22 protein-coding genes are annotated in these 19630 nt (G+C 61.4%); 7 read left to right on the plus strand and 15 right to left on the minus strand.

Annotated features, from left to right (window positions below; all coding sequences use genetic code 11):
• Positions 1–103: 103 nt before the first annotated feature.
• Positions 104–1258, minus strand: a complete 1155-nt coding sequence (tnpB, locus tag PLN84_RS06785) for an IS200/IS605 family element RNA-guided endonuclease TnpB (protein ID WP_292383242.1) — start codon at positions 1256–1258, stop codon at positions 104–106.
• Positions 1259–1438: 180 nt separating this feature from the next.
• Between tnpB and PLN84_RS06790 the strand changes: the two genes are divergently transcribed.
• Entirely contained in the window at positions 1439–1675 is a 237-nt protein-coding gene (locus PLN84_RS06790) for a hypothetical protein (protein ID WP_292383244.1), read from the plus strand.
• 41 nt (positions 1676–1716) lie between these two features.
• Here the strand turns inward: PLN84_RS06790 and purM are convergent, their stop codons facing one another.
• Both purM and PLN84_RS06800 read right to left on the minus strand, forming a co-directional pair.
• Positions 1717–2712, minus strand: coding sequence for a phosphoribosylformylglycinamidine cyclo-ligase (gene purM, locus PLN84_RS06795; protein ID WP_292383246.1), 996 nt, complete (start codon positions 2710–2712; stop codon positions 1717–1719).
• Positions 2705–4093, minus strand: a complete 1389-nt coding sequence (locus PLN84_RS06800; protein WP_292383248.1) for an aspartate kinase — start codon at positions 4091–4093, stop codon at positions 2705–2707. The genes purM and PLN84_RS06800 overlap by 8 nt, the downstream gene beginning before the upstream one ends.
• A 72-nt stretch (positions 4094–4165) precedes the next feature.
• Between PLN84_RS06800 and tfrA the strand changes: the two genes are divergently transcribed.
• Together tfrA and tfrB are read left to right on the plus strand one after the other, a co-directional pair.
• Entirely contained in the window at positions 4166–5797 is a 1632-nt protein-coding gene (tfrA, locus tag PLN84_RS06805; protein WP_292383250.1) for a fumarate reductase (CoM/CoB) subunit TfrA, read from the plus strand.
• Complete coding sequence (tfrB, locus tag PLN84_RS06810; protein ID WP_292383252.1) at positions 5794–7251, plus strand: fumarate reductase (CoM/CoB) subunit TfrB; 1458 nt, start codon at positions 5794–5796, stop codon at positions 7249–7251. The genes tfrA and tfrB overlap by 4 nt, the downstream gene beginning before the upstream one ends.
• 95 nt (positions 7252–7346) lie before the next feature.
• Here tfrB and PLN84_RS06815 read toward each other — a convergent pair whose 3' ends face one another.
• Together PLN84_RS06815 and PLN84_RS06820 are read right to left on the minus strand one after the other, a co-directional pair.
• Positions 7347–8180, minus strand: coding sequence for a hypothetical protein (locus tag PLN84_RS06815; protein WP_292383254.1), 834 nt, complete (start codon positions 8178–8180; stop codon positions 7347–7349).
• A gap of 363 nt (positions 8181–8543) precedes the next feature.
• Complete coding sequence (locus tag PLN84_RS06820) at positions 8544–8888, minus strand: hypothetical protein (protein ID WP_292383256.1); 345 nt, start codon at positions 8886–8888, stop codon at positions 8544–8546.
• A gap of 243 nt (positions 8889–9131) precedes the next feature.
• Here PLN84_RS06820 and PLN84_RS06825 point away from each other — a divergent pair, with 243 nt between their 5' ends.
• From PLN84_RS06825 to PLN84_RS06835, 3 genes are read left to right on the plus strand one after another with little or no spacing between them, the layout of a single operon-like run.
• The gene (locus PLN84_RS06825; protein ID WP_292383258.1) at positions 9132–9716 is read left to right on the plus strand and encodes a nucleotidyltransferase domain-containing protein; all 585 of its coding nucleotides are present in this window, start codon (positions 9132–9134) and stop codon (positions 9714–9716) included.
• Entirely contained in the window at positions 9716–10207 is a 492-nt protein-coding gene (locus tag PLN84_RS06830; RefSeq protein WP_292383259.1) for a hypothetical protein, read from the plus strand. Before PLN84_RS06825 ends, PLN84_RS06830 begins: the two co-directional genes overlap by 1 nt.
• A gap of 28 nt (positions 10208–10235) precedes the next feature.
• Positions 10236–11960 carry a M28 family metallopeptidase gene (locus PLN84_RS06835; RefSeq protein WP_292558646.1) on the plus strand — a complete coding sequence of 575 codons (1725 nt, stop codon included), beginning with the start codon at positions 10236–10238 and terminating at the stop codon, positions 11958–11960.
• Positions 11961–12337: 377 nt separating this feature from the next.
• Here PLN84_RS06835 and PLN84_RS06840 read toward each other — a convergent pair whose 3' ends face one another.
• The 10 genes from PLN84_RS06840 to PLN84_RS06885 all read right to left on the minus strand — a co-directional run bounded on the left by PLN84_RS06840 (position 12338) and on the right by PLN84_RS06885 (position 18307).
• The gene (locus PLN84_RS06840) at positions 12338–12610 is read right to left on the minus strand and encodes a type II toxin-antitoxin system RelE/ParE family toxin (RefSeq protein WP_292383262.1); all 273 of its coding nucleotides are present in this window, start codon (positions 12608–12610) and stop codon (positions 12338–12340) included.
• Positions 12607–12840 (minus strand): hypothetical protein, encoded by a 234-nt coding sequence (locus PLN84_RS06845; protein WP_292383264.1) that lies wholly within the window; start codon positions 12838–12840, stop codon positions 12607–12609. Before PLN84_RS06845 ends, PLN84_RS06840 begins: the two co-directional genes overlap by 4 nt.
• 179 nt (positions 12841–13019) lie before the next feature.
• The gene (locus PLN84_RS06850) at positions 13020–13175 is read right to left on the minus strand and encodes a hypothetical protein (protein WP_292558647.1); all 156 of its coding nucleotides are present in this window, start codon (positions 13173–13175) and stop codon (positions 13020–13022) included.
• A 1-nt stretch (position 13176) separates the two neighbouring features.
• Positions 13177–13743, minus strand: a complete 567-nt coding sequence (locus PLN84_RS06855) for a hypothetical protein (RefSeq protein WP_292383265.1) — start codon at positions 13741–13743, stop codon at positions 13177–13179.
• A gap of 463 nt (positions 13744–14206) precedes the next feature.
• A complete protein-coding gene (locus PLN84_RS06860; RefSeq protein WP_292383267.1) occupies positions 14207–14761 on the minus strand; it encodes a hypothetical protein in 555 nt (184 codons plus the stop codon).
• Between the two features lie 76 nt (positions 14762–14837).
• A complete protein-coding gene (locus PLN84_RS06865; RefSeq protein WP_299952909.1) occupies positions 14838–15623 on the minus strand; it encodes a calcium-dependent protein kinase in 786 nt (261 codons plus the stop codon).
• A 157-nt stretch (positions 15624–15780) separates the two neighbouring features.
• Positions 15781–16569: a hypothetical protein gene (locus tag PLN84_RS06870; protein ID WP_292383270.1), complete on the minus strand. Its 789-nt coding sequence runs from the start codon at positions 16567–16569 to the stop codon at positions 15781–15783.
• Positions 16570–16594: 25 nt separating this feature from the next.
• Positions 16595–16858, minus strand: coding sequence for a C39 family peptidase (locus tag PLN84_RS06875; RefSeq protein WP_292383272.1), 264 nt, complete (start codon positions 16856–16858; stop codon positions 16595–16597).
• 524 nt (positions 16859–17382) lie between these two features.
• A complete protein-coding gene (locus PLN84_RS06880; RefSeq protein ID WP_292383273.1) occupies positions 17383–17829 on the minus strand; it encodes a hypothetical protein in 447 nt (148 codons plus the stop codon).
• A 28-nt stretch (positions 17830–17857) separates the two neighbouring features.
• Positions 17858–18307 carry a hypothetical protein gene (locus PLN84_RS06885; protein WP_292383275.1) on the minus strand — a complete coding sequence of 150 codons (450 nt, stop codon included), beginning with the start codon at positions 18305–18307 and terminating at the stop codon, positions 17858–17860.
• A 623-nt stretch (positions 18308–18930) separates the two neighbouring features.
• Between PLN84_RS06885 and PLN84_RS06890 the strand changes: the two genes are divergently transcribed.
• Entirely contained in the window at positions 18931–19623 is a 693-nt protein-coding gene (locus PLN84_RS06890; RefSeq protein ID WP_348531977.1) for a hypothetical protein, read from the plus strand.
• The last annotated feature ends 7 nt before the right edge of the window (positions 19624–19630 follow it).

Below are 19630 nucleotides of genomic sequence, written 5' to 3' on the forward strand. Positions count from 1 at the left end.
TGCTCCTCGATCAGGGCGAGACCTGATATTTTTCTTTTTGCCCCACCGGGTTACTGTGAACTACCCCGCCCTGAAGGACGGGGCTTCCTGCTTCATCCTTCCTCTACTGAGGCAAGTCCACAGGCTCTATGGCGCGTTCCGCACCTGCTACTCCGACAAGGTTCTGTTCTTGCAGGGCAAATTTCTTGATATTGATTGCCGCGTTGATGTCACGGTCGTGGTGAGTGCCGCAGTCGGGACAGACCCATTCCCGGTCTGAAAGTGTGAGATCCCGCTTGAGATGCCCACACTGATGACAAATCTTTGAGGAGGGATCAAACCTCCCGATCGCGAGAAGGGTCTTCCCGTATTTTCGGCACTTATATTCCAGCATCGTGAAGAACGTGCTCCACGATGCATCTCCAATGCTCAGTGCGAGGTTATGATTCTTCTGCATTCCGGAGACGTTCAACGATTCTACTGCGATTGCTTGGTTCTCGCTCACAACTCGGAAAGAGAGGTTGTGCAGGAAATCGTTTCTCTGGTTTGCTACCTTCTCGTGACACCGGGCAAGTTTCCTGATGGCCTTCTGGCGATTCTTCGATCCCTTCTTCTTCCGGGATAGTCTGCGCTGGAGGCACTTCAGCCTCCCGAGAGACTTACGCAGGTTCCTCGGGTTCCCCACCTTCTCTCCCGTCGATAGTGTAGCGAAGTCGGTCAGACCTACATCGATACCGAGCGTAGTTTTGGATGAGAACGGCGCGGGCGCGGGCGCGGGGTTCCCGTCGTCGACGAGAATCGAGACAAACCATGTCCCGGTCGAAGTGACCGATACGGTTGCCGATTTCATCTTCCCGGAGAACATCCTGTGGAAGATGGTTCTGATCTCGCCGATCTTCGGGAGTTTGATCTGATGTCGCCCGAAATTCACAGCGTAATGCTGAGGCACCTGAAAGGATTGTACCGGATTTTTCTTAGACTTGAACAGGGGAAATCCTTTCTTCTCCCGGAAGAACCGGGTGAAAGCGTTATCAAGATTCTTGTTTGCAATCTGGAGTGACTGTGAGTTGACCTCTTTGAGCCACGGGTGTTCTTCCTTGAGTGCGGGAAGGCGGTTATTCAGGTCAAAACAGGATAGTTTCTGACCATCCTGTTCGTATGCTCGGATCTTCTGCTCCAGAGAATGGTTGTACACAAACCGACAGGCATGGATGTGCTGCATGAGGAGAGGTACTTGCCCCCGAGAAGGGTACATCCGATACTTGTAGGCCTGGAGCATACGAATAATATTGGGCCTTATAATAAAATGTAGTTTCCGGTAATCTCTCCGAGAGGGTGACGAAGGGCGGCTTCGCTTTCATCCCCACCCTGAAGGGTGGGGTCTTCCCGCTCCGCCCCCTTCACCCCCACAAGATAAAGTAGGACCTCTTCCCATACGCGACACCCTGAGGTGAACAGAATGGCACGAACAATATCGGTGCTGAAGTGGGAGAGCAAAACAGAGGTCGAGAACGCCGTCCATGATATAAAGGCAGAGATGGACCGGGAAGGGGGGCTATCCAAGGAGACGGAGCGGGCGATGCAGCACTCGCTCATGGTGGCCGATCCCGACCTCACCGAGCATTTCCTGAAGCAAGTCCGGGAGCACGTCCCCGATGCGCTCCACTACTTTGAGGAGCACGGCGGCGGGGCGTAGACGCGAATATCGGACAGGTGTGAGGGGCGAGGGGAGATCCCTCACTTAATCTCGACGCCCTTCAGCCGGACGCCGGGCTCCCGTGTCACCGTGCCGACCACCCGGGCGTCGGGGATGATCGCCCGGATGGCGGCGACGCTCTTCTCCGGGGCGACGAAGGCGTAGCCCATGCCCATGTTGAAGGTGCGGTACATCTCGACGTCGCTTATGCCGCCGGCCTCCTGCAGCCAGGCAAAGATTGCCGGGACCGCGAGGGGATCGGTGACGGAGAACCCGTAGCCCGTGAGCCGCGTAAAGTTCAGGAGCCCGCCGCCGGTGACGTGGCACATCCCGTGGATTGCGCAGGCTTCCGTCACCCGGAGCACCTCGGCGTAGATCCGGGTCGGGGTCAGGAGTTCCTGCCCGAGGGTCCTGTCGTTCGCAAGCCTTGTCTCGTAGGAGGCGCAGTCCTCGACGACTTTCCGGGCGAGGGTTAAGCCGTTGCTGTGGATGCCGCTTGAGGGGACGCCGACGATGACGTCGCCGGGGACGATCGCTTCACCCGTGACGACCTTCTCTTTCTTCTGGACCCCAAGGCACGTCCCCGCAAGGTCGAGGCCGTTCACGAGCCCTTTCAGGGTCGCGGTCTCGCCGCCGACGATGTTCATGTTCGCGAGTCTCGCACCCTCGTTCAAGCCCCGGCCGATCTGGGCCATCTTCTCCGGCAAGAGGGCATCGGTCGCGATATAGTCGACGAACGCCACCGGTTCGAGGTTCATCACGTAAAGGTCGTTGACGTTCATCGCGATGCAGTCGATCCCGACGGTGCTCCAGTCACCGAGCTCGTCCGCGACGAGCATCTTCGTCCCGACGCCGTCAACCGCGAGCGCGAGGACATAGGGGCCGCAGTCGATCATCCCGGCGAAGTGCCCGACCTTCCCGAGCATTCCGAACGCACCGGTCCTCCGGTAGGTAAGCGAGTCGATCAGCGCCCGCACCGAACGGGCCTCGAGGTCGATATCGACCCCTGCTTCACGGTAGGTATGTTCTTCAGTCATCTGAGTTCTCCGAGAGACGGAATTCGTCGTGCAACACCTGCAGGGCCCGCTTGCCGTCTCCACCCTTCACGACGAACGAAACGTTCACTTCGCTTGAGCCCTGCGAGATCATCATGGTGTTGATAGAGGCCCGGCCGAGCGCGGAGAAGATCCGGCCTCCCGTCCCGGGGGTCCCGGCCATCCCCGCACCCACGACGGCGACCGCAGCGACGTCGCGATCGTAGGTGGCCTCGCGCACGACACCTTGCTGCACGATCGGATCGAGCGCGGCCATCGCGGCCTCAAGGTGGGACTCGTCGATGATGAGGGAGATGTTGGCTTCAGAGGAGCCCTGCGAGATCATCATGACGTTCACCTCCCGCTCCGCGAGCGCGGAGAAGATCGTCTTTGCAACCCCGGGACGGCCGATCATCTGCGCACCGTTGACGTTGACCAGGGCCACCTTCTCGATCAGGGCGACGGCCTTGACCACCCGCTTCTCCTGGTGCTTATCCCGGAGGATGAGGGTCCCGGGGACTTCAGGCCGGAAGGAGTTCTTGACCCGGATCGGGATATCCTTCTGCATCGCGGGCTCGACCGACCGCGGGTGGAGGACCTTTGCGCCGAAGAACGAGAGCTCCATCACCTCAAGATAGGAGATGTCGTCGAGAACCCGGGCGTCTCTGATGATCCGGGGATCAGACGTCATCACCCCGTCGACGTCGGTCCAGATCCAGATCTCGTCGGCATCGATCCCGGCGCCGAGGACGGCAGCCGAGTAGTCGGAGCCGCTCCGCCCGAGGGTAGTGACGACGCCCTGCTCGGTCGCCCCCATGAACCCCATGATCACCGGGACGGAGTCCGCAAGGAGCGGGGTTACCCGGCTCCGGATCTTCGCTTCACTCGCCGGGAGAGCGCGGGCGTCCCCGTGGTTCGCGGTCGTGACGATCCCGGCCTCGGCACCGTCGAGGGCGACCGAGGGGATACCGCGCTGCCGGAGGGCGGCCGAGACGATCGGGGCGGAAAGCCGCTCCCCGAAGGAGATGATGTAGTCGCGGGACCGGGGCGTCAGCTCCTTTAAGGTATGCACCGCGCTGAGGATGTTCTGCAGCCGGACAAACCGGTCGTCGATGACCGCGGTCGCCTCGTCTACGTAGTCGGGGGCCGCCTCCTCGAGGAGCCGGGTGTGCCGGGTCCGCATCGTCCGGAGGAGATCCCCGATCAGGGGCTGCTCCTTACTCGTTACGACCTCGTCGGTCACCGCGATGATCTGGTCGGTGACCTTCGAGCATGCCGACACGACAATCGCGACCTCGTCACCTGCTCGCCGATGTGATTCTACAATGTCTGCGACCCGCCGGATACAGTCCGCCTCTCCAACGGAGGTGCCGCCAAATTTCATTAAAAGCCTCATTCTGGCTCACGCGTCCCCTGCAATTGCTTTATGGTATTATACAACTCACCGACTAATAAGATGCTTGTAGACGAGAGTGTGGACGCGCACGTGCTGGTTATCGGAAGCGGCGGCGCCGGGGTGCGGGCTGCGATCGAGGCCTCCCGGTACGGCGGCGTTGTCCTGGTCTCCAAGACCATTGCCGGCAAGGGCGGGTGCACGACGATGGCAGAGGGCGGCTTCAACGCCGTCCTCCGTGAGGCGGACTCGATCGACGTCCACCATGAGGACACGCTGAAGGGCGGGGCGTACCTCAACGACCCGGCACTCGTGGACGCGCTGGTCCATGAAGCGCCGGAACGAATGAACGACCTCGTCCGGTGGGGTGCGGTCTTCGACGTCACCGAGGATCGCCAGGTGGCGCAGCGGCCGTTCGGGGGGCAGCGGTTCCCCCGGACCTGCTACGCCGGGGACCGGACGGGCCACGAGCTGATCATGACCCTCCTCGACCGCCTGGACGCGACGGATGCGCAGCTCTACCAGGAGGTCTCGGTCGTCGACCTCGTACCGGACGAGAACGGGGCAATCGCCGGTGCGATCGCTCTCGACCGGGACGGGAGCCCCGTCCTCTTTTCGGCCGACGCCACGGTGCTTGCAACCGGCGGGGGGACCCAGGTCTACGATATATCCACGAACTCCGCCGCCGGGACAGGGGACGGATTCGCCATGGGCTACCGGGCGGGGGCGGAGTTGATCGATATGGAGATGGTCCAGTTCCACCCCACCGGGGCGGTCTATCCCTACGACGCCCGCGGCCGCCTGGTGACGGAGGCGGTCCGGGGCGAGGGCGGGATCCTCTTAAACGCACGGCGGGAGCGGTTCATGGAGCACTACGACCCCGCCCGGATGGAACTCTCGACCCGCGACGTGGTGGCCCGGGCGATCGCGACCGAGGTGCTGGAGGGCCGGGGAACGAACCGCGGTGGGGTCTACCTCGACGTAACCCACCTCCCCGCGGAGACAATCGAGACCCGGCTCCCGGTGATGCTCGAGCAGTTCCTCGCGTTCGGCGTGGATATCCGGCGGGAGCCGATGGAGGTCGCCCCGACCGCCCACCACATCATGGGCGGTCTCCGGATCACCCCGGAGTGCCGGACGACGCTTTCCGGTCTCTTCGCCTGTGGGGAGGTCTCCGGCGGGGTACACGGCGCAAACCGCCTCGGCGGCAATGCTCTCGCGGAGACACAGGTCTTCGGGAAACGTGCCGGGGAGTCTGCCGGGAAGGCGCCAGCGCGGGGCGGCCGGGTCGACCAGACCCGGGTCGACGGGGTGCTCCGGATGCTCGACGGCTTCTTCGAGGGGGCTGCGAGCCCCGCCGCTGTCCGGAAGGACCTGAAACTCACGATGTGGAACCAGGCCGGGATCTTCCGGACCGCCCCCGACCTCCGGACGGCGCTCGGCCACATCCGGCGGCTCGCCGACCAGCGGCTCTGCGCCGCCTCGACGGCGAACCTGCTCGAATGCTGCACGGTTCGGAACATGTGCACCACGGCGTCCCTGATCGTCCGGTGCGCTCTCCTGCGACCGGAGAACCGGGGCGCCCACGTCCGGCGGGACGCGACGGTTATCACGGAGCCTGCCATGTCGCCGTTCTGCCACACCTACGTCTCCCTCGCCCGCGAAGGGATCGAGCGGCGGGAGGTCGCGGGATGAAGACGATCACCCTCGCGGTCTCGCGGTTCGACCCGGCCGTCGACGCGGAGCCGCACCTTGAAGAGTATACGGTCCGGGTGAACGAAGGCGCCCGGGTCCTCCACGCCCTCCACGCGATCCGCGACGAGCACGACCCGACGCTCACCTACCGCTACTGCTGCGGGTCGGGGCAGTGCGGGAGCTGCGCCGTCAGGGTGGACGGGACGCCCGCCCTCGCCTGCATGGCCGAGGCCCGCGACGGGATGACGGTCGAGCCGCTCGACCTCCCGGTCGTGAAAGACCTCACGGTGGATATGGAGCCGGTGATCGCAAAGATCGCCCGGATCTGTCCCTCGCCCGACGCGGGGCTCCCGGCAAAGGAGGAGATCGCGGCGATCAAGCCGCTCCGGGACTGCATCGAGTGCCTCTCGTGCGTCTCGGCCTGCCCGGCGCTCCAGGTGACCGACTTCGCCGGTCCGACAGTCCTCCGGCAGGAGATGCGCCTCGCCCTCGATCCCCGCGACTCCGGGGACCGGATCACGGATGCCATCGCAAAAGGGCTCTTCTACTGCACGACCTGCAAGCGGTGCACGGAGGTCTGCCCCAAAGAGATCGATATCCCGGGCAAAGCCATCGAGAAGCTCCGCGAGGTCGCGAACCGCCGCGGGCTGACCCTCCCCCGCCACCGGGAGGTGGCGCAGCTGGTCCGGGAGACGGGCCGGAGCGTCGAGCGGACACAACCGACGTTCCTTGAGCAGGTGCCCGAGGTGATCGAGCCCGACGGCCCGGTTCGCGGGGAGGTCGGGTTCTTCGTCGGGTGTATGTTCAACGGCCGGGTGCCGCAGACGGCGCTTGACGCGATGGAGGTCATGAAGCGCAACGGGATCCGGGTGCTCGTCCCCCACGACCAGGTCTGCTGCGGCTCGCCGCTGATCCGGACGGGGCAGACGACGGATGTCGAGGACCTGAAGCGAAAGAACATCGAGGCCTTCGCCCGGAGGGGGATCACAACCGTGATGACGATCTGCGCCGGGTGCGGGGCGACGCTGAAGAACGATTACGAGACGCCGTTTACGATCAAAGACGTCACGGAGGTCCTGACGGAGTACGGGATCGAGCCCCCGGCGAAGCTCGACGTCCGGGCGACCTACCACGACCCCTGCCACCTCCTCCGGGGCCAGGGTATCCGCGACCAGCCGCGGGCGCTGCTCTGCAACGCCGTCCGGGAGTTCGTCGAGATGCCCTCGCAGTGCTGCGGCGCCGGCGGCGGCGTCCGGTCGGGGATACCGGAAGAGGCGAAGGCCCTCGGCGCAAAGCGCGACGAGGCTGTGAAGGCGACCGGGGCCGACGTGGTGGTGACGGTCTGCCCGTTCTGCGAGTTCCATATCGCGGATTGTACAGACGTGCCGGTGAAGAACCTGGTGACGGTGCTGCTCGAGGGCTACCGGAAGAAGGACGCGAAAACAGGGGAATAGAGGCCCCGTTTCGCCCGACTATTTTCAGGCTTGTAGAGCCGCCGGGCCGTCCAGTACGCTGGAGATGTACGGGCGCCGGGAGGACCGGACCGGTATCACAACCGCACGGCGTCGATCAGACCCATTACGAGGTTCGCAAGCCGGCCCAGTCCCCGTGCCGGGGACCAGACCTCCGGTATGATGTCCCGCTCGTCGTGGACGACGTGTACGACCTTCTGCTCTCCGTCGATATCGACGGTCCCGGCCTGGCCGATGACGAACGATGTCGTGCTTGTCCGGATCGTCCCGAGGATCATATCGCCGCCGACCGTGAACGAGGCGAAACTCTCCAGATCCCCGGCGACCGTTCCCTCGAAGAACCAGATCGGGGGTGGGGCGGTTTCAAACGTGCCCGACTCGTTCTTGACGAAGGCCCGGGCACCTTCGGCGACGGGACCCGGCACCTGTTCGAGGTCGAGCACGAACTCACCACCGGGGAGCCTGAGCGTCACCGGGCTCCCCGAACCCGCGGCGGCGACGAACGCTCCCGGATCGGCGGTCACGAGGTCGTAGTTCCGGAGGGGTGGAAGGCTCGTGAGGTTCACCTCGCCGGTCGGCGGGACCGGGCTGAAATACGCAGGATCGGTCATGACCACGCCAACCGCAGGGCCGGACGGCAGGCCCGGCGCCGTCGCAGATGCAATATCGGGGAACGTCACGTTCTCATCGAGCAGGATCAGACCGGGGTGCTGCCGTGCAATCTCCTCAGTGATCGGAACCCTCTGCGGGGTTTCAATGACCGGATTGTACATCGACATGTCCCTGGGCGTGACCCACTCGTCGAAGGTATCGAGCCAGTTCGTGGTGCCCCCGGTGGAGGGCGCCGGAGCCGCGGCGGAACCCGCCGGAAGGAGGAACGCCAATATCAGGAGTATTTTAATTACCCGCATACCCGGTCACTTCATTGGTTGAGAGAGGTCTCGACATTCTTCTATAAACGATTTCTGTGTCGCGCGTCTACGCGTCGGGGCTTCCGGATGGTTCCATAGCCGGAAAACGTCAGCCATGTGCAGGAGGCAGACCGGACGGCAGGAGAGCTGACACGAGAACGACGAGTATTGATTGTTTCATCAGGCCACTGCTGGCGGGAGTGCCTGCGTAGATCGTGGCGATGGTGCCGGACGCCGCTGCCATGATTCCTATCCCGAGCGAAACCACCGGGCGCCGTTTTCCCCGTCCCAGCTTCCCGACCAGAGCTATAAGAGCGAAAGGCCATGCGAGGACGAAGGCGATGGCCGGAAAGAAGAGCAGACTCACGGTGCGTCCTTCCCGCGGGACCTCCGGATGAGGAAGTAGCCCACCAGGAGCACGATCACGGCCCCGAGAGCGCACGCGAGGTGCACGGGGTTGTAGAAGATGCTGAACACACTTTCGGCGCCGTGATACGTCGTCGTATCTGCGGGCTCCGCAAGCCCGGTCTGCCGGGTATTCTCCAGATCGGCTGCCGATGCCTCACCACTTGTCGGGTCGACCTGCACGCCTTCACCCGGACCCGTGGCTGCATGTGCAATACCATTGCCGGCCAGGATGAAGAGCAGCAGGGCGATGCAGATCAGCCCTCCCCGACCGGTACCGTTTATGAATCGTCTTTTGTTCATCGATCTTCACCTGCCGGTGTGTCCCGGCATACCGATCCCGGTATTCACGATGGAGACGTCGACGCTCTCCTATAAACCCTTTCTGTGCCGCGCGTCTACACATCGAGTCCATCCGATCGATTCCGAGCGCAGAACGAACGCAACAGGCCGGAACCCGGGTTGAGCCGGGGAGGGACCCTTCATCCCGGTAGCCACCAGCCGACCGGAACCCTGATGCCGGGGACTGTCCAATATTCTGGACATATGTCTAAAGTATTGGACATTCGAGAGGACCACCTCAGGATCCTCTCCCTCTTCACCCGGGGCTACGATCGCGAGATGTACATCCGGGAGGTTGCCAGACACCTTTCCATCAGCCACGGAACGGCCCAGACGGCCCTGGAATACCTTGAGGCAAAGCAGATCCTCCGTTCTGCTACCAGAGGCAGGACGCGGTTATTCTCCCTGCGCCGGGGCGATCACGCGCGGGACTTCTGCACCCTTGCCGAGGTCTACCGGAGGATCTGCTTTGGGGAAGAGGAACCCTTCGTCGCCGGAGTTCTCAGCCGGGTCATCCCCCTTATCGAGGGATGCGGTGCTGTCTTCGGGAGCCACGCCGAGGGGACCGCGGACGAGGAGTCCGACCTCGACCTGTTCGTTGCCGGAGAATGCCGGGTGGGGGAGATCGAGAGAGTCGGGAAGACCTACGGCATCAAAATTCACCTCACCGTCTACCCGCTGGAGATCTTTGATCGTGGTCTCCACACAGACCCCTTTCTCCAGGAAGTGCTCCGGAACCATATCTTGATCAAAGGCACCGAACACTTCGTCGAGAAGGCGGTGGGATGATGGACCAGCTTCTATGGTGCGGCCGGATCAAGAACGGGATCTCCCTTACCGCCCCGAACGAGACCCTAGCGTCGGCATACCTGGGGAAGGCCGAAGAGGCCCTTGAGACGATGCAGACGATCACCACTCACGACTGGAGGATAACGACCGCGTATTACGCGATGTACTTCTCCCACTTCTCCCTCTACGCGGTCCTCACGCGGATTGGAATACGGTGCGAAAACCATTCCTGCACCATCCTGCTCATGAAACGGCTTCTCTCCGACTACTTCACTCCGGAGGAGGCGACACTCGTGGAAAAGGCAAGGGGAGCGCGGGTCGACGCCCAGTATTACGTCTCGCGAGAGATTCCCGACCTCTTCTGCGACCAACTGGTCCGGGCCGCTCCCCGGTTTCTGGTGAAGTGCAGGAACATCGTCGGGGCGATGAACGAGAAGACCATCGGGATTCTGAGGGGACGCCTGGCGGAGGCGTTACGGGAGGAAGGGTGAGGGGGACCGCCTATAACGAGAGAGAACCATGAGACAACCATTAATACTAAGGGTCGCTGCCGTGCTCCTGGTGGTGCTCGCCGGGATCGCGCCGGCGGCCGCCCTCGACGACCTCGCGGCCGATCCTGTAGGGATCGAGGAGATGACGTATGACCTCTGCACGTTCGAGCGGGCGCTGGGGTCAAAGGAGCGGACTGCAGCGGCTACCTATATCGCCACCGCGATGGAGGAGCGCGGGCTCTCGGTCAGCACCGGGAGGTTTTCGTACAGCAACTGCTACTTCGACCCGCCGCTTGCCCTCTCCTCAAACATCATCGGTGTCAGGGAGGGATCGACCGACAGGATCGTCGTTATCTCCGCGCACTATGATACCGCCATCCCGGAGACCCCCGGTGCCGACGACAACGCCGCGGGCGTCGCAACGATGCTCGAGGCCGCCAGGATCCTCAACGACACCCCCCTGAACCATACCGTCTACTTCATCGCCTTCGGCGGCGAGGAGACCGGGCTTGAGGGGAGCACACGGTGGCTCGCCGACAACCCGGACCTCCACAACCGGATCATCGCGGCGATAAACCTCGACTGCGTCGCCTCCGGGGACCGGCTGCTCGCAACAGCGCTCCCTCAGCACCGGTGGATCCTTGATCTGCTCCCGTCGTGCATCGAGGAGACGCCGGAGCGGCTGCTTGACGCTGCACGGGGGGACGAACACGCCTTCCGTGCCGCGGGGATACCGGCGCTCCGGCTCTACGAGCGCGACAGTTATGCGATCATCCATACCCCCGACGACCAGCCTGAGAGGCTCAACTACACCCTTGCCGCGGAGTGTGCCGCGATCGTCGCCGGGACGATTGTGGGGATTGACGCGGCCGATGACGCGCCGGAGATCGATCTCTTGGTCGAGAACGGGACGGTCACCTTCAGAACCCCGGCCGACGCGCCGGTCGAGGTGATCGTCGACGGCACCAGCCTCGGGGTGCTCCCGTCCGGGTCGGTCACCCTCCCGGGAGGGGTCCACGTCGTGCAGGCGGCCACCTACGGCCCTACCGGAACGAAAGCGATTGCGACGGCCACGGGGGAGGGGGTGAAAATCGTGCCGCCGGTGGTATCCGGGAGCGTCGTCATCATCCCCTGGGGGGACAAAACCGGACAGGACGACGCTCATCGAGGCGATTTCACCTTTGCGACCATTCCGCTCTCCTACCGCCTCGACCGGCCGGAAGTGGTCGTCCGGGTCGACGGCTACCTGGACGGGATATTGATCCGGGATCTTGAGGACGGTCAGGCGGTCATCCCGGTCCCGGGGCCGCACTCCTTCACGGTCGTGGCATACGGACCGGACGGTGCGGTCCTCGGGGTCGACCGGGCCGACTTCTCTATATCGAGTTATAGGATGGTCGAACTCGACGGGGGAATCCTGCAGGTCGATGAGACCGGCGGGGCAACCTGCCTGGCATCGGCTCAAACCTACACCCGCACCTACACCCCCGGCGAGCGCTACCGTATCGTGGTGGGGTGCGACTACCGGGACACTGCGGATGCGTTCCTGCGGGCGGCGGAGTTCCGAGTAGATAGTCCCGGCGGCCGGAGGTCTGAATGCCGCTTCTTTGACGTGCCGGGCCTCAACGACACCCGGAAACGTGAGATCGGGTTCTGGCTGGAGCCTGATGGGCCGGGCACCTACCGTTGGATTATCTCCTGCAGCGAGGGCGATGAAAAGGCTACGGAGGTGGGGAGCCTCATTCTTCAGTGAGCCGGCCCGGGGTATTGATCCGGTACAGTCTCCGGCACCGGACAATCCCGAAGTACAGTGAAACCCCGGGAGAATGCCCGGCTGAAATGTTGAGGAGAGAAAAAAGACGGCATGGCGTGGCCGGGCGGCCTTTCTTCCGCCCCAGAGAGGCATCGTCCGGCCGACGAATACCCAGGCCTCCAGGGGCGCTGCTATGATTTACATCCGACGCGGGAGTATCTACCCGCCGGGAAGGGGTGTGAGGGCTTCCGGGACCGGAGAGCAGCCGTTTTGGTGGGCAGGGTGGCCACGGGACTGAGGGCGGTTGATCCTCGTCCAGGTGCGCACCAGATGTATAAGTCAGGTTACAGGCGGGCTCTCCTGCGGTGATGCTCCGGTCAGAACCTTCGATAACTTCTGCTCCGGTGTCCGACGGCGATAACATTAATCACCAGAAGGTTATCTACGATCGAGAGGATCGCCCGATAGTCCCCGATACGGAGCGAGTAGAACGGAGGATTATCCGGACCCTTCAGTTTTTTGAGGTGTTTTTTCGGATCAGGCTCGCCAGCAAGCGACGCAAGTTCCTCGCCTATCCGAATCGCTACAGGCCGGGGAATACTTCTAAGGTTATGGCGGGCTGCCGCGGTGATGACCACGCGATAGGTCATTCACCTCTCAGCTCCGCCATGACCTCTTCCAAGGTATAGACCCTCCCTGCCCTGAGGTCCTCAAGCGATCGTTCGAGGTCCCGGATCGCTTCTTCGCTGAGGGGTTCCTCATCGACCGCCATATCCACCAAGCGCTCGATCACCTCATTGTATGACTCCCGGGGATGGATTTTCAGGGTGTTGAGCCGACTCTTGAGCTCTACATCGATCTTGATGGTGACGCTTGTCATACTGAGGTATACTCAGGTATACTCAATGAAGGTTTGTATGGTGTGAACAGGTACATAAGACGATCTCCTGTGCAACCTTTTCCGACACCCAGACGGCACGATTACATGCGATCGAACCTTCTGATAAGGTCCAGTGCGCCTGCTCAAACTGGACCTCCCCATGAGAGAAGCGGAGAGTACTATCCTTGAGGCCCGGGGCCGGCGGCGACGATCAGCAGGATGAGCGAGAAGACCACCGGGCCCCTAAGGAAGCACCTGATGGGGGCGTTGCGGGGAGAAGGATACGGGGGCACCACCCCGCTCACCTCCCGGCGATCACCGATGCCGTGGTCCACATCAGTATTTCATGTACATCCCGAGCACCGCCGAACCGCCATCGATCGTCGGGATGAGGGCCACGATGCTGCTGTACTCGTCCAGCTGCTGTGTCGACGTCCACCGCGCAGCACTGTTCTCATCGAACCTCTCCACCCGGAGGAGGGTACCACCGTAGTCATTCTCAGCAAGGGCCGCCGAGAGGTATCCGCCGTCAGGGACCCAGGTCACCGGAGCGGAGGCGTTGGCCGTTTCCTGCCGGAAGATGCTCCCATCCTCCCCAAGCGAGACCTCCAGATCCTCCGTCGATCTGGAGCCCGTGACCCCGGCAAGGAGATGGTAGCCGCTGGTTGGATCCTGTCGCGCCGCCGAGAGGAGGTACGGCTCTCCGGAACTGCCCCCGACCGTCGTGTTCCAGACCGGTGCGCCCTGATCATCGAACCTGACCGTTGTGACGGTCCCGGGCGCCCCTGCAATCTCTCCGGCGACGAGGAGCCCTCCTGCCGGATCCGGGACGATGATCGGGATCGTACCCGGATCCACTTCTCCGGCCGACTTTCGCCACGCGATGGTGCCTTTATCGTCCATCTTTGCAATCAAACTACCTTTGGCCAAGACCCAGCCCCCGGCGCCCGAGGGTGCGATCACCCAGTACTCCAGCTCTTCTGTTCATTTCATGTTCCTCCAAGAATTTCCCGGAGACAGGAGAGGTACACATGTCAACGTTCATTCTATAGACCTTTTCTGTGACGCACAGATGTCGGATCCGTCCAATCGAATCTACACCCGGAAAGAGCCCTTACGGCCTCGAGACATGAGCTGCACCGGGGATCACCTGCATTTATCGGGGAGCGGCCGGGTCAGCCAGGAATAGGCCGGCCAGATCCCGGAGTTCGTCACGGTCACACGTAGTTCTCAGACTCCACTATTGTCTCCCAGTCGCGCGATGATCATGGTCTCCAGACGATCATCCTCGAGATCCAGAAAGAACACCGCTTTGTCTGCAGGGATCTCCCGTGGTGACCCATCAACGATATGCCGGGACGGATCGTCACGCACCCTGCCGCCGCTTTCGAGCACCTCCGATCTGCCGGAGTGGAACGAGAATCCCGAGGACCGGGAGTAGGGCGTCGAGCCCGAGCACATACGCCCAGGCCTCGATAGTCGGGAAGAACGAGCCATGCACCTGGAGCAGAACGAGGGAGACGGTGCCGAACCAGAATAGAATCAGTAGCGGCAGGCAGAAGACGACCACGGCGAGCCAGGCATATTCCCGCACCGGGATGTTTCCCCGGGCGAAGAACGGGCGAAAGAACCAGACGAGGAGAGCGGCGATAAAGAGGGCCGCAAGGGTAGAGATCCCCCACAGGGAGAGGCTGAGCCAGCGGAGCAGGATCGCCATGGAGAGGAGAACGGTACTGAAGGCGATCAGGATATACTCCTTTGTCGTGACCTGCCCCCGGTCCCGGCCGGTGAGGCGGGGCCAAGTGTACCAGAGAAAGAAAACAACGGCAAACGTGCCGAGAAGGAAGAGATAGACCGGACCCAGGGAAACTACAGTCTCCAGGGTCATGAGAACCGCCTGAGCAAAGCCGAATTCGGTCATGCCGGTGCTCCGGAGGGCGCATCTGCGGGCAGATCTCTCCTATGGGCATCCAAAAACCGGGGAAGAAGGGTAGATCTCACTGCTTCCCCTCATCAGCAAAGACATATTCGACATACGGTTCCGGAACGCCGTCCCGGAGCGCAGTTCCGGAAAACGCATAAACCGGCCGAATAAGGTCCTGCACAAAGCCCCTCGGCTCCATCCAGTAACCAATCGCAACATTCTCGATCGTGATCTGGTCGTACTCTTGCCCCGTGTGAGGGCGGACAGTCCGTGTTGCACGAAGGTCCTCATACGCCTCCTCGGGGGATCGGAGGCTGACGTTCCCGTCCGGCTCCACCTCTCGCCAGGTCTTCACGAGCCCGGCGACCCCCCCGCCGTCGCCCAGAATCACCGCAAATTCGTCACCATAGACCGGCAACCCGTCGAGCGACCGACCGAACCTGACTGCCTTGGTGACGTCGTACGACACCTTCGGTTCGGTGGCACCTGCTTCCCAGATCTCCTGCATCTGGTTCACCTCGATCTTCACGACCCGGGCGTCCGGCGACTGCATGCCGGTCTTCTCCAGGAATGCGAGAGCAATCTTCTCCGCCTCCGCGTCCGAGGGAAGGTCAGGCTGGTCGGTCACTTCGGTCGGCAGTTCCAGGTCAGGGATGTGGTAGGCCACGGCGCCGGAATGTGCATACACCGATACCTGCTCCTCCGGATCCTTCGAGGCGTCGATGAGAAGGAACTCGCCGGTCCTTTTGTTCATTGCCCCTGGTTCCCCCGAGAGCCCGAACCTTCCTGCAACCTCCCGGACCTGCTCTTCCGTGACGGCGGCAGGGACTACCCGGTAGAGTGTATACGAGTCCCGCACCTCCGGAAACTCAGCGGTGAGAGAGAACATAGTTTCGCCTGCGCCCACCCCGGCGGGAAGAGAGCTTTCCGGGACCTGGCCCGGACCAAGAACCCATACGCACCCGGCTATGATCGCGAGAGCGAGACAGACGAGTACACCAATCTTTAGTGACATTTTAAGACCATCTATTTACTATCCCGGGAGATTCCGCTGCCCGGGGCGGGAGGGGCGTGCCTTTGCACACGGAATGCGTAGACCCTGTTGCCGCTTCCTGTGCCGAGCAGGGTGCGAGCGGCCTTGCACCATGAAGCGAATAACTCCGGAGCATAAGATACTCCAGGGTAGCAGTGTGATCAGGGAGAATGGCCGGCCCGACCACCCCATAGTAAACAACGAAGTAATCGTCGTGTTCCGGGGACAGCGGCTTCTCAACAACGGTGAAATAACCAAGAGACGTTTCGTTATCGAATTTTGTTACGGCAACGGGACTAAAGATCGGTTCCCCCTGTGATAAATCAGGTTCTTTGGAGAGGAATAGCTCAGCGGAAGAGACATTCCCAGATGCTCGGAGGTGGCTGCAGAGGACCATCTCAGCCTGTAAGAGGTCTGCCTTGTCATCGAAGTACCAGTTGACGACCAGATACCGATCACCCGACACGGTGTCGACATACATTGCATAGCTGCAGTGCCGTGAGAGGACCGGGAACAAGGATGGGCACCCGTCTTCGATATCGCCGAGCAGGACAACATTCCCATCGATCGTTCTATTTACGGCGACAGAGCCGTTCTCCGCATACTCATACCGGGGCTGCGGGATATACCATTTCTGCAGGGCCTCAGGGGGAGGATACCCGGGACCGATGGCGAGGAGGTCAATGAGCAGGAGGATACCGAAAGCACCGATAGCGATCAGGAGGAGAATGAATGCGAATTTGCTGGTTCTGTCGGTTTTCAGGGATTTCATCTGGATCTACCACCATAAAGAGGGGTCAGGGCCTCACCCAGGTCGCCATGGCACCCCACCAGTTACCATAGACTACGTTATGGATCTGAGTATCCCATGTGTCATGTATGGACACCCAGTCCTCCGTATAGTCGTGATAACCTACACAGGCAACGCTGTGATCACCATAAGGCCTATCTCCTCCTATAGGCATGCCGCCGCCCCACAGGCTGAGAACAAAAGGCCTCTGTGCATCCACCTCGCTCTTTACCTTATCAAACGTCATCCGGGCATCGTCGCTTGAATCCATTGAAGAATCACACATTTAAGTGCACAGAACGCCTACGTTTCCTTTGCCTCCGGGCTTGCGGGGTGCGTCATCCGGGCGTCAGACCCGGGGGTGGGCGGCCCCGCACACGAGCGGGCACCGCACGCGGCATCCAATCCGATTCTGGGTCGTTAGAACATATAAAATCAGCAGCCATCGTTCGGTTTTTTCCGAATTCATCTTAAACCTTCTCATTGTGGGGCGATCGCACGGCAGTGTGCCGCCTTCCCCGCCGGGTGATATGCCCGAAAGGATGCACTCACCCGATCTCTGGAGAACCGGTTCGGAACAGAAAAACCCAAACCTTTTCTTCGCTGAGGGGGAGGATGATACCTCCCGGGATTTTCCCGCAGTCGGCCTCTAAGGCTGGATAATAGCTGGATAGGGTGGCCCGAGGCCAGGCGGTGACGCCCAGACTGATGTTGTGGTTCAGTTCACTTCCTCCGACTTGCCTTCCCCGTGGAAAGAAGCGATGCATATCGAGGACGGGCGACGGGGACTCCCCTTCAGGGCCACGTCGTCAGGACCACGTAATACGCACCCTCGTACTCCATGAGCGGGTACAGCCCCCTCTCCCCCTGGGGACCGTAGGCATCGTGGAGCGCCTTGCTCTCCCGGTACGAGACCTTAGTTCCCCCGATGACGCGCTGGTCCCGGTAGCCCCACTCCCATGCCGACGGGTTCCGTTCCTCGCCCCGGATGACCGCATCGAGCGCCGGATGATCGGCAAAGTCCTGCCCGGTCAGAGGAACGACCATGCTCTCTCCCGGCTCCGCTCTCTCCATGACGTAGAGCATCGGCTGCCCGCCTGAACTCTCGTAAGCATAGACGATGAGGGCGTCGGCGAGCATGAAGCCGAGGACGACGGCGACGGCGACGGCAAGACCGCAGGCGAGAACGATTCCTGCCGTTTTGAGCTGGTTCCTTGATTTCGGATTCTTATCTTCTTCCATTCCGATAGCCACCTTTTTTGACCCGACCCTAGGGGATCAGGATGAGAAAGTAGTAATACGCACCCTCGTATTCGATGTACGGCTGGTTTCTCGCCTCGACATTGGGACCAAACGACTCGATAAGTACTTCCCGTTCCAGGTATGTCACCGGAGCGCTCCCAATCGTTCGCTCGTCGAGGACACCGTACGGTGTGTCTCCCGAATACCAGGCACCGGGACCCCGGTTGTCGCCCCGGATTGCGGAGTCGAGCGCCGGGTGCTGCTCGAAGTCTTTCTCGGTCAGGTGGATGATCGATGCATTTTCCGGCGGCAGTTCGCCCCTGATCTCCCAGACGTTCAATCTCGGGGATCCACCGCTTGCTTCGAGCCAGGTGAAGAGGGCGGTGCACGTGAGCACAACCGTCGCGACGAGGAGGACGACGCCGATGAACACCAGAACCCCCACGATGATCAAACGTCTGTCATGTTTCGATTTCATGTGACCTCCTTTAATATCCGATCCTGCTGGAAGGATCCTGAGCGCTCACCACAGCCACAACAACCATGCTCACCAGCAGACGGCGAGAAGCATGGAGAATGCCCGCATTCCGATTTTTCCTTTCATGTGTCTTTCCTCCGTTTTCATTCACCTGAGGTAGGAGAGGCACACGTTTTGAGTACACGGAATGCATACATTCTGTTACCTCCAGGGATGGGCGGGCACCACACGCGGCACCTCATTCGGATCTGCGTCATGAGAACATATAAAACCCGCAACAATCCGTCGGATTTTTCCGAACAATACAAAAATGTTTCTATAGGATGACCATCAGCAGATGACCATCAGCAGATTGGCTGCTCGCCCAACGGGGTGTATTCCGGGCGATACCGGTTCGTATGGGAGTTATTTGCAAAACCAGGCTTTCCGTGAGCCGTGCCGCACGCCGCCGGCAGCACCACCGCCACGGGATCAGATCGCCCTCACCATCCGGAACCGGATCGCAAGGTTTAAGGTTTGTTCGGTCAGAACCGAATGACGACATCGGGTTTTATAAGATTCCCCCTCGAATTCGGGTTTAGTTCCGGGTGCGAGAATGCCCGGGCGCACCTTCGGGGGTACTCATGAAACGATGGTTATGCATGCTGGCAGCACTCTTCCTGCTCGCGGCTCTGCCTGCTGCCGTCAGCGCCGCACCACCTGCGCACAACTATGACTGTTCGGATACGACGCCGACGGCCTACGACGCACAGGTGGATCAGGCTGCGATGGGCTACTCCAGCTCGTCGTCCATGAATGCACACGCATCGACGGCCTACAGTACGTTCAGGTCGGATGCTATATTCTTCTTCAATGGCCACGGCCTCTACTACGACGACTCGCATAAAGGCGGTGGAATAAAGTTCTCCTCGGAATCCTGGATACTTGCCGACACCGGCGGTCACTACCCGGGAAACGACCAGTACTACATAACTGATTACGGGACCGATATCAGGGATGTCCTGCTCGCGGTTTACCTCGCCTGCTATTCGTCGCACGACAACCAGTACAACGGGGATCTCCTCCAGCAGACCATGAACAAAGGAGCAGACATCTGCCTGGGGTTCGACGGCGAGGTCGAGGTCGAAAACGGAAAGTGCTGGTCAGGGAACTTCTGGGATCGGGTGCGAAACGGGGAGACCGTTGCAAGCGCCGCAAGCAACGCAAAGGACGACTGCTACTGGCACTGGCCAATCGGCTACTGGGGAGTGGACACCTACGAGATCTCCGGCAATTACAACAGTTATCTCACTCCCGCCCGCTACGGAATCTACTAATAAACTA

Origin of the sequence: Methanoculleus sp., from assembly GCF_035363275.1 — an archaeon.
Classification (GTDB): Archaea; Halobacteriota; Methanomicrobia; order Methanomicrobiales; family Methanoculleaceae; genus Methanoculleus.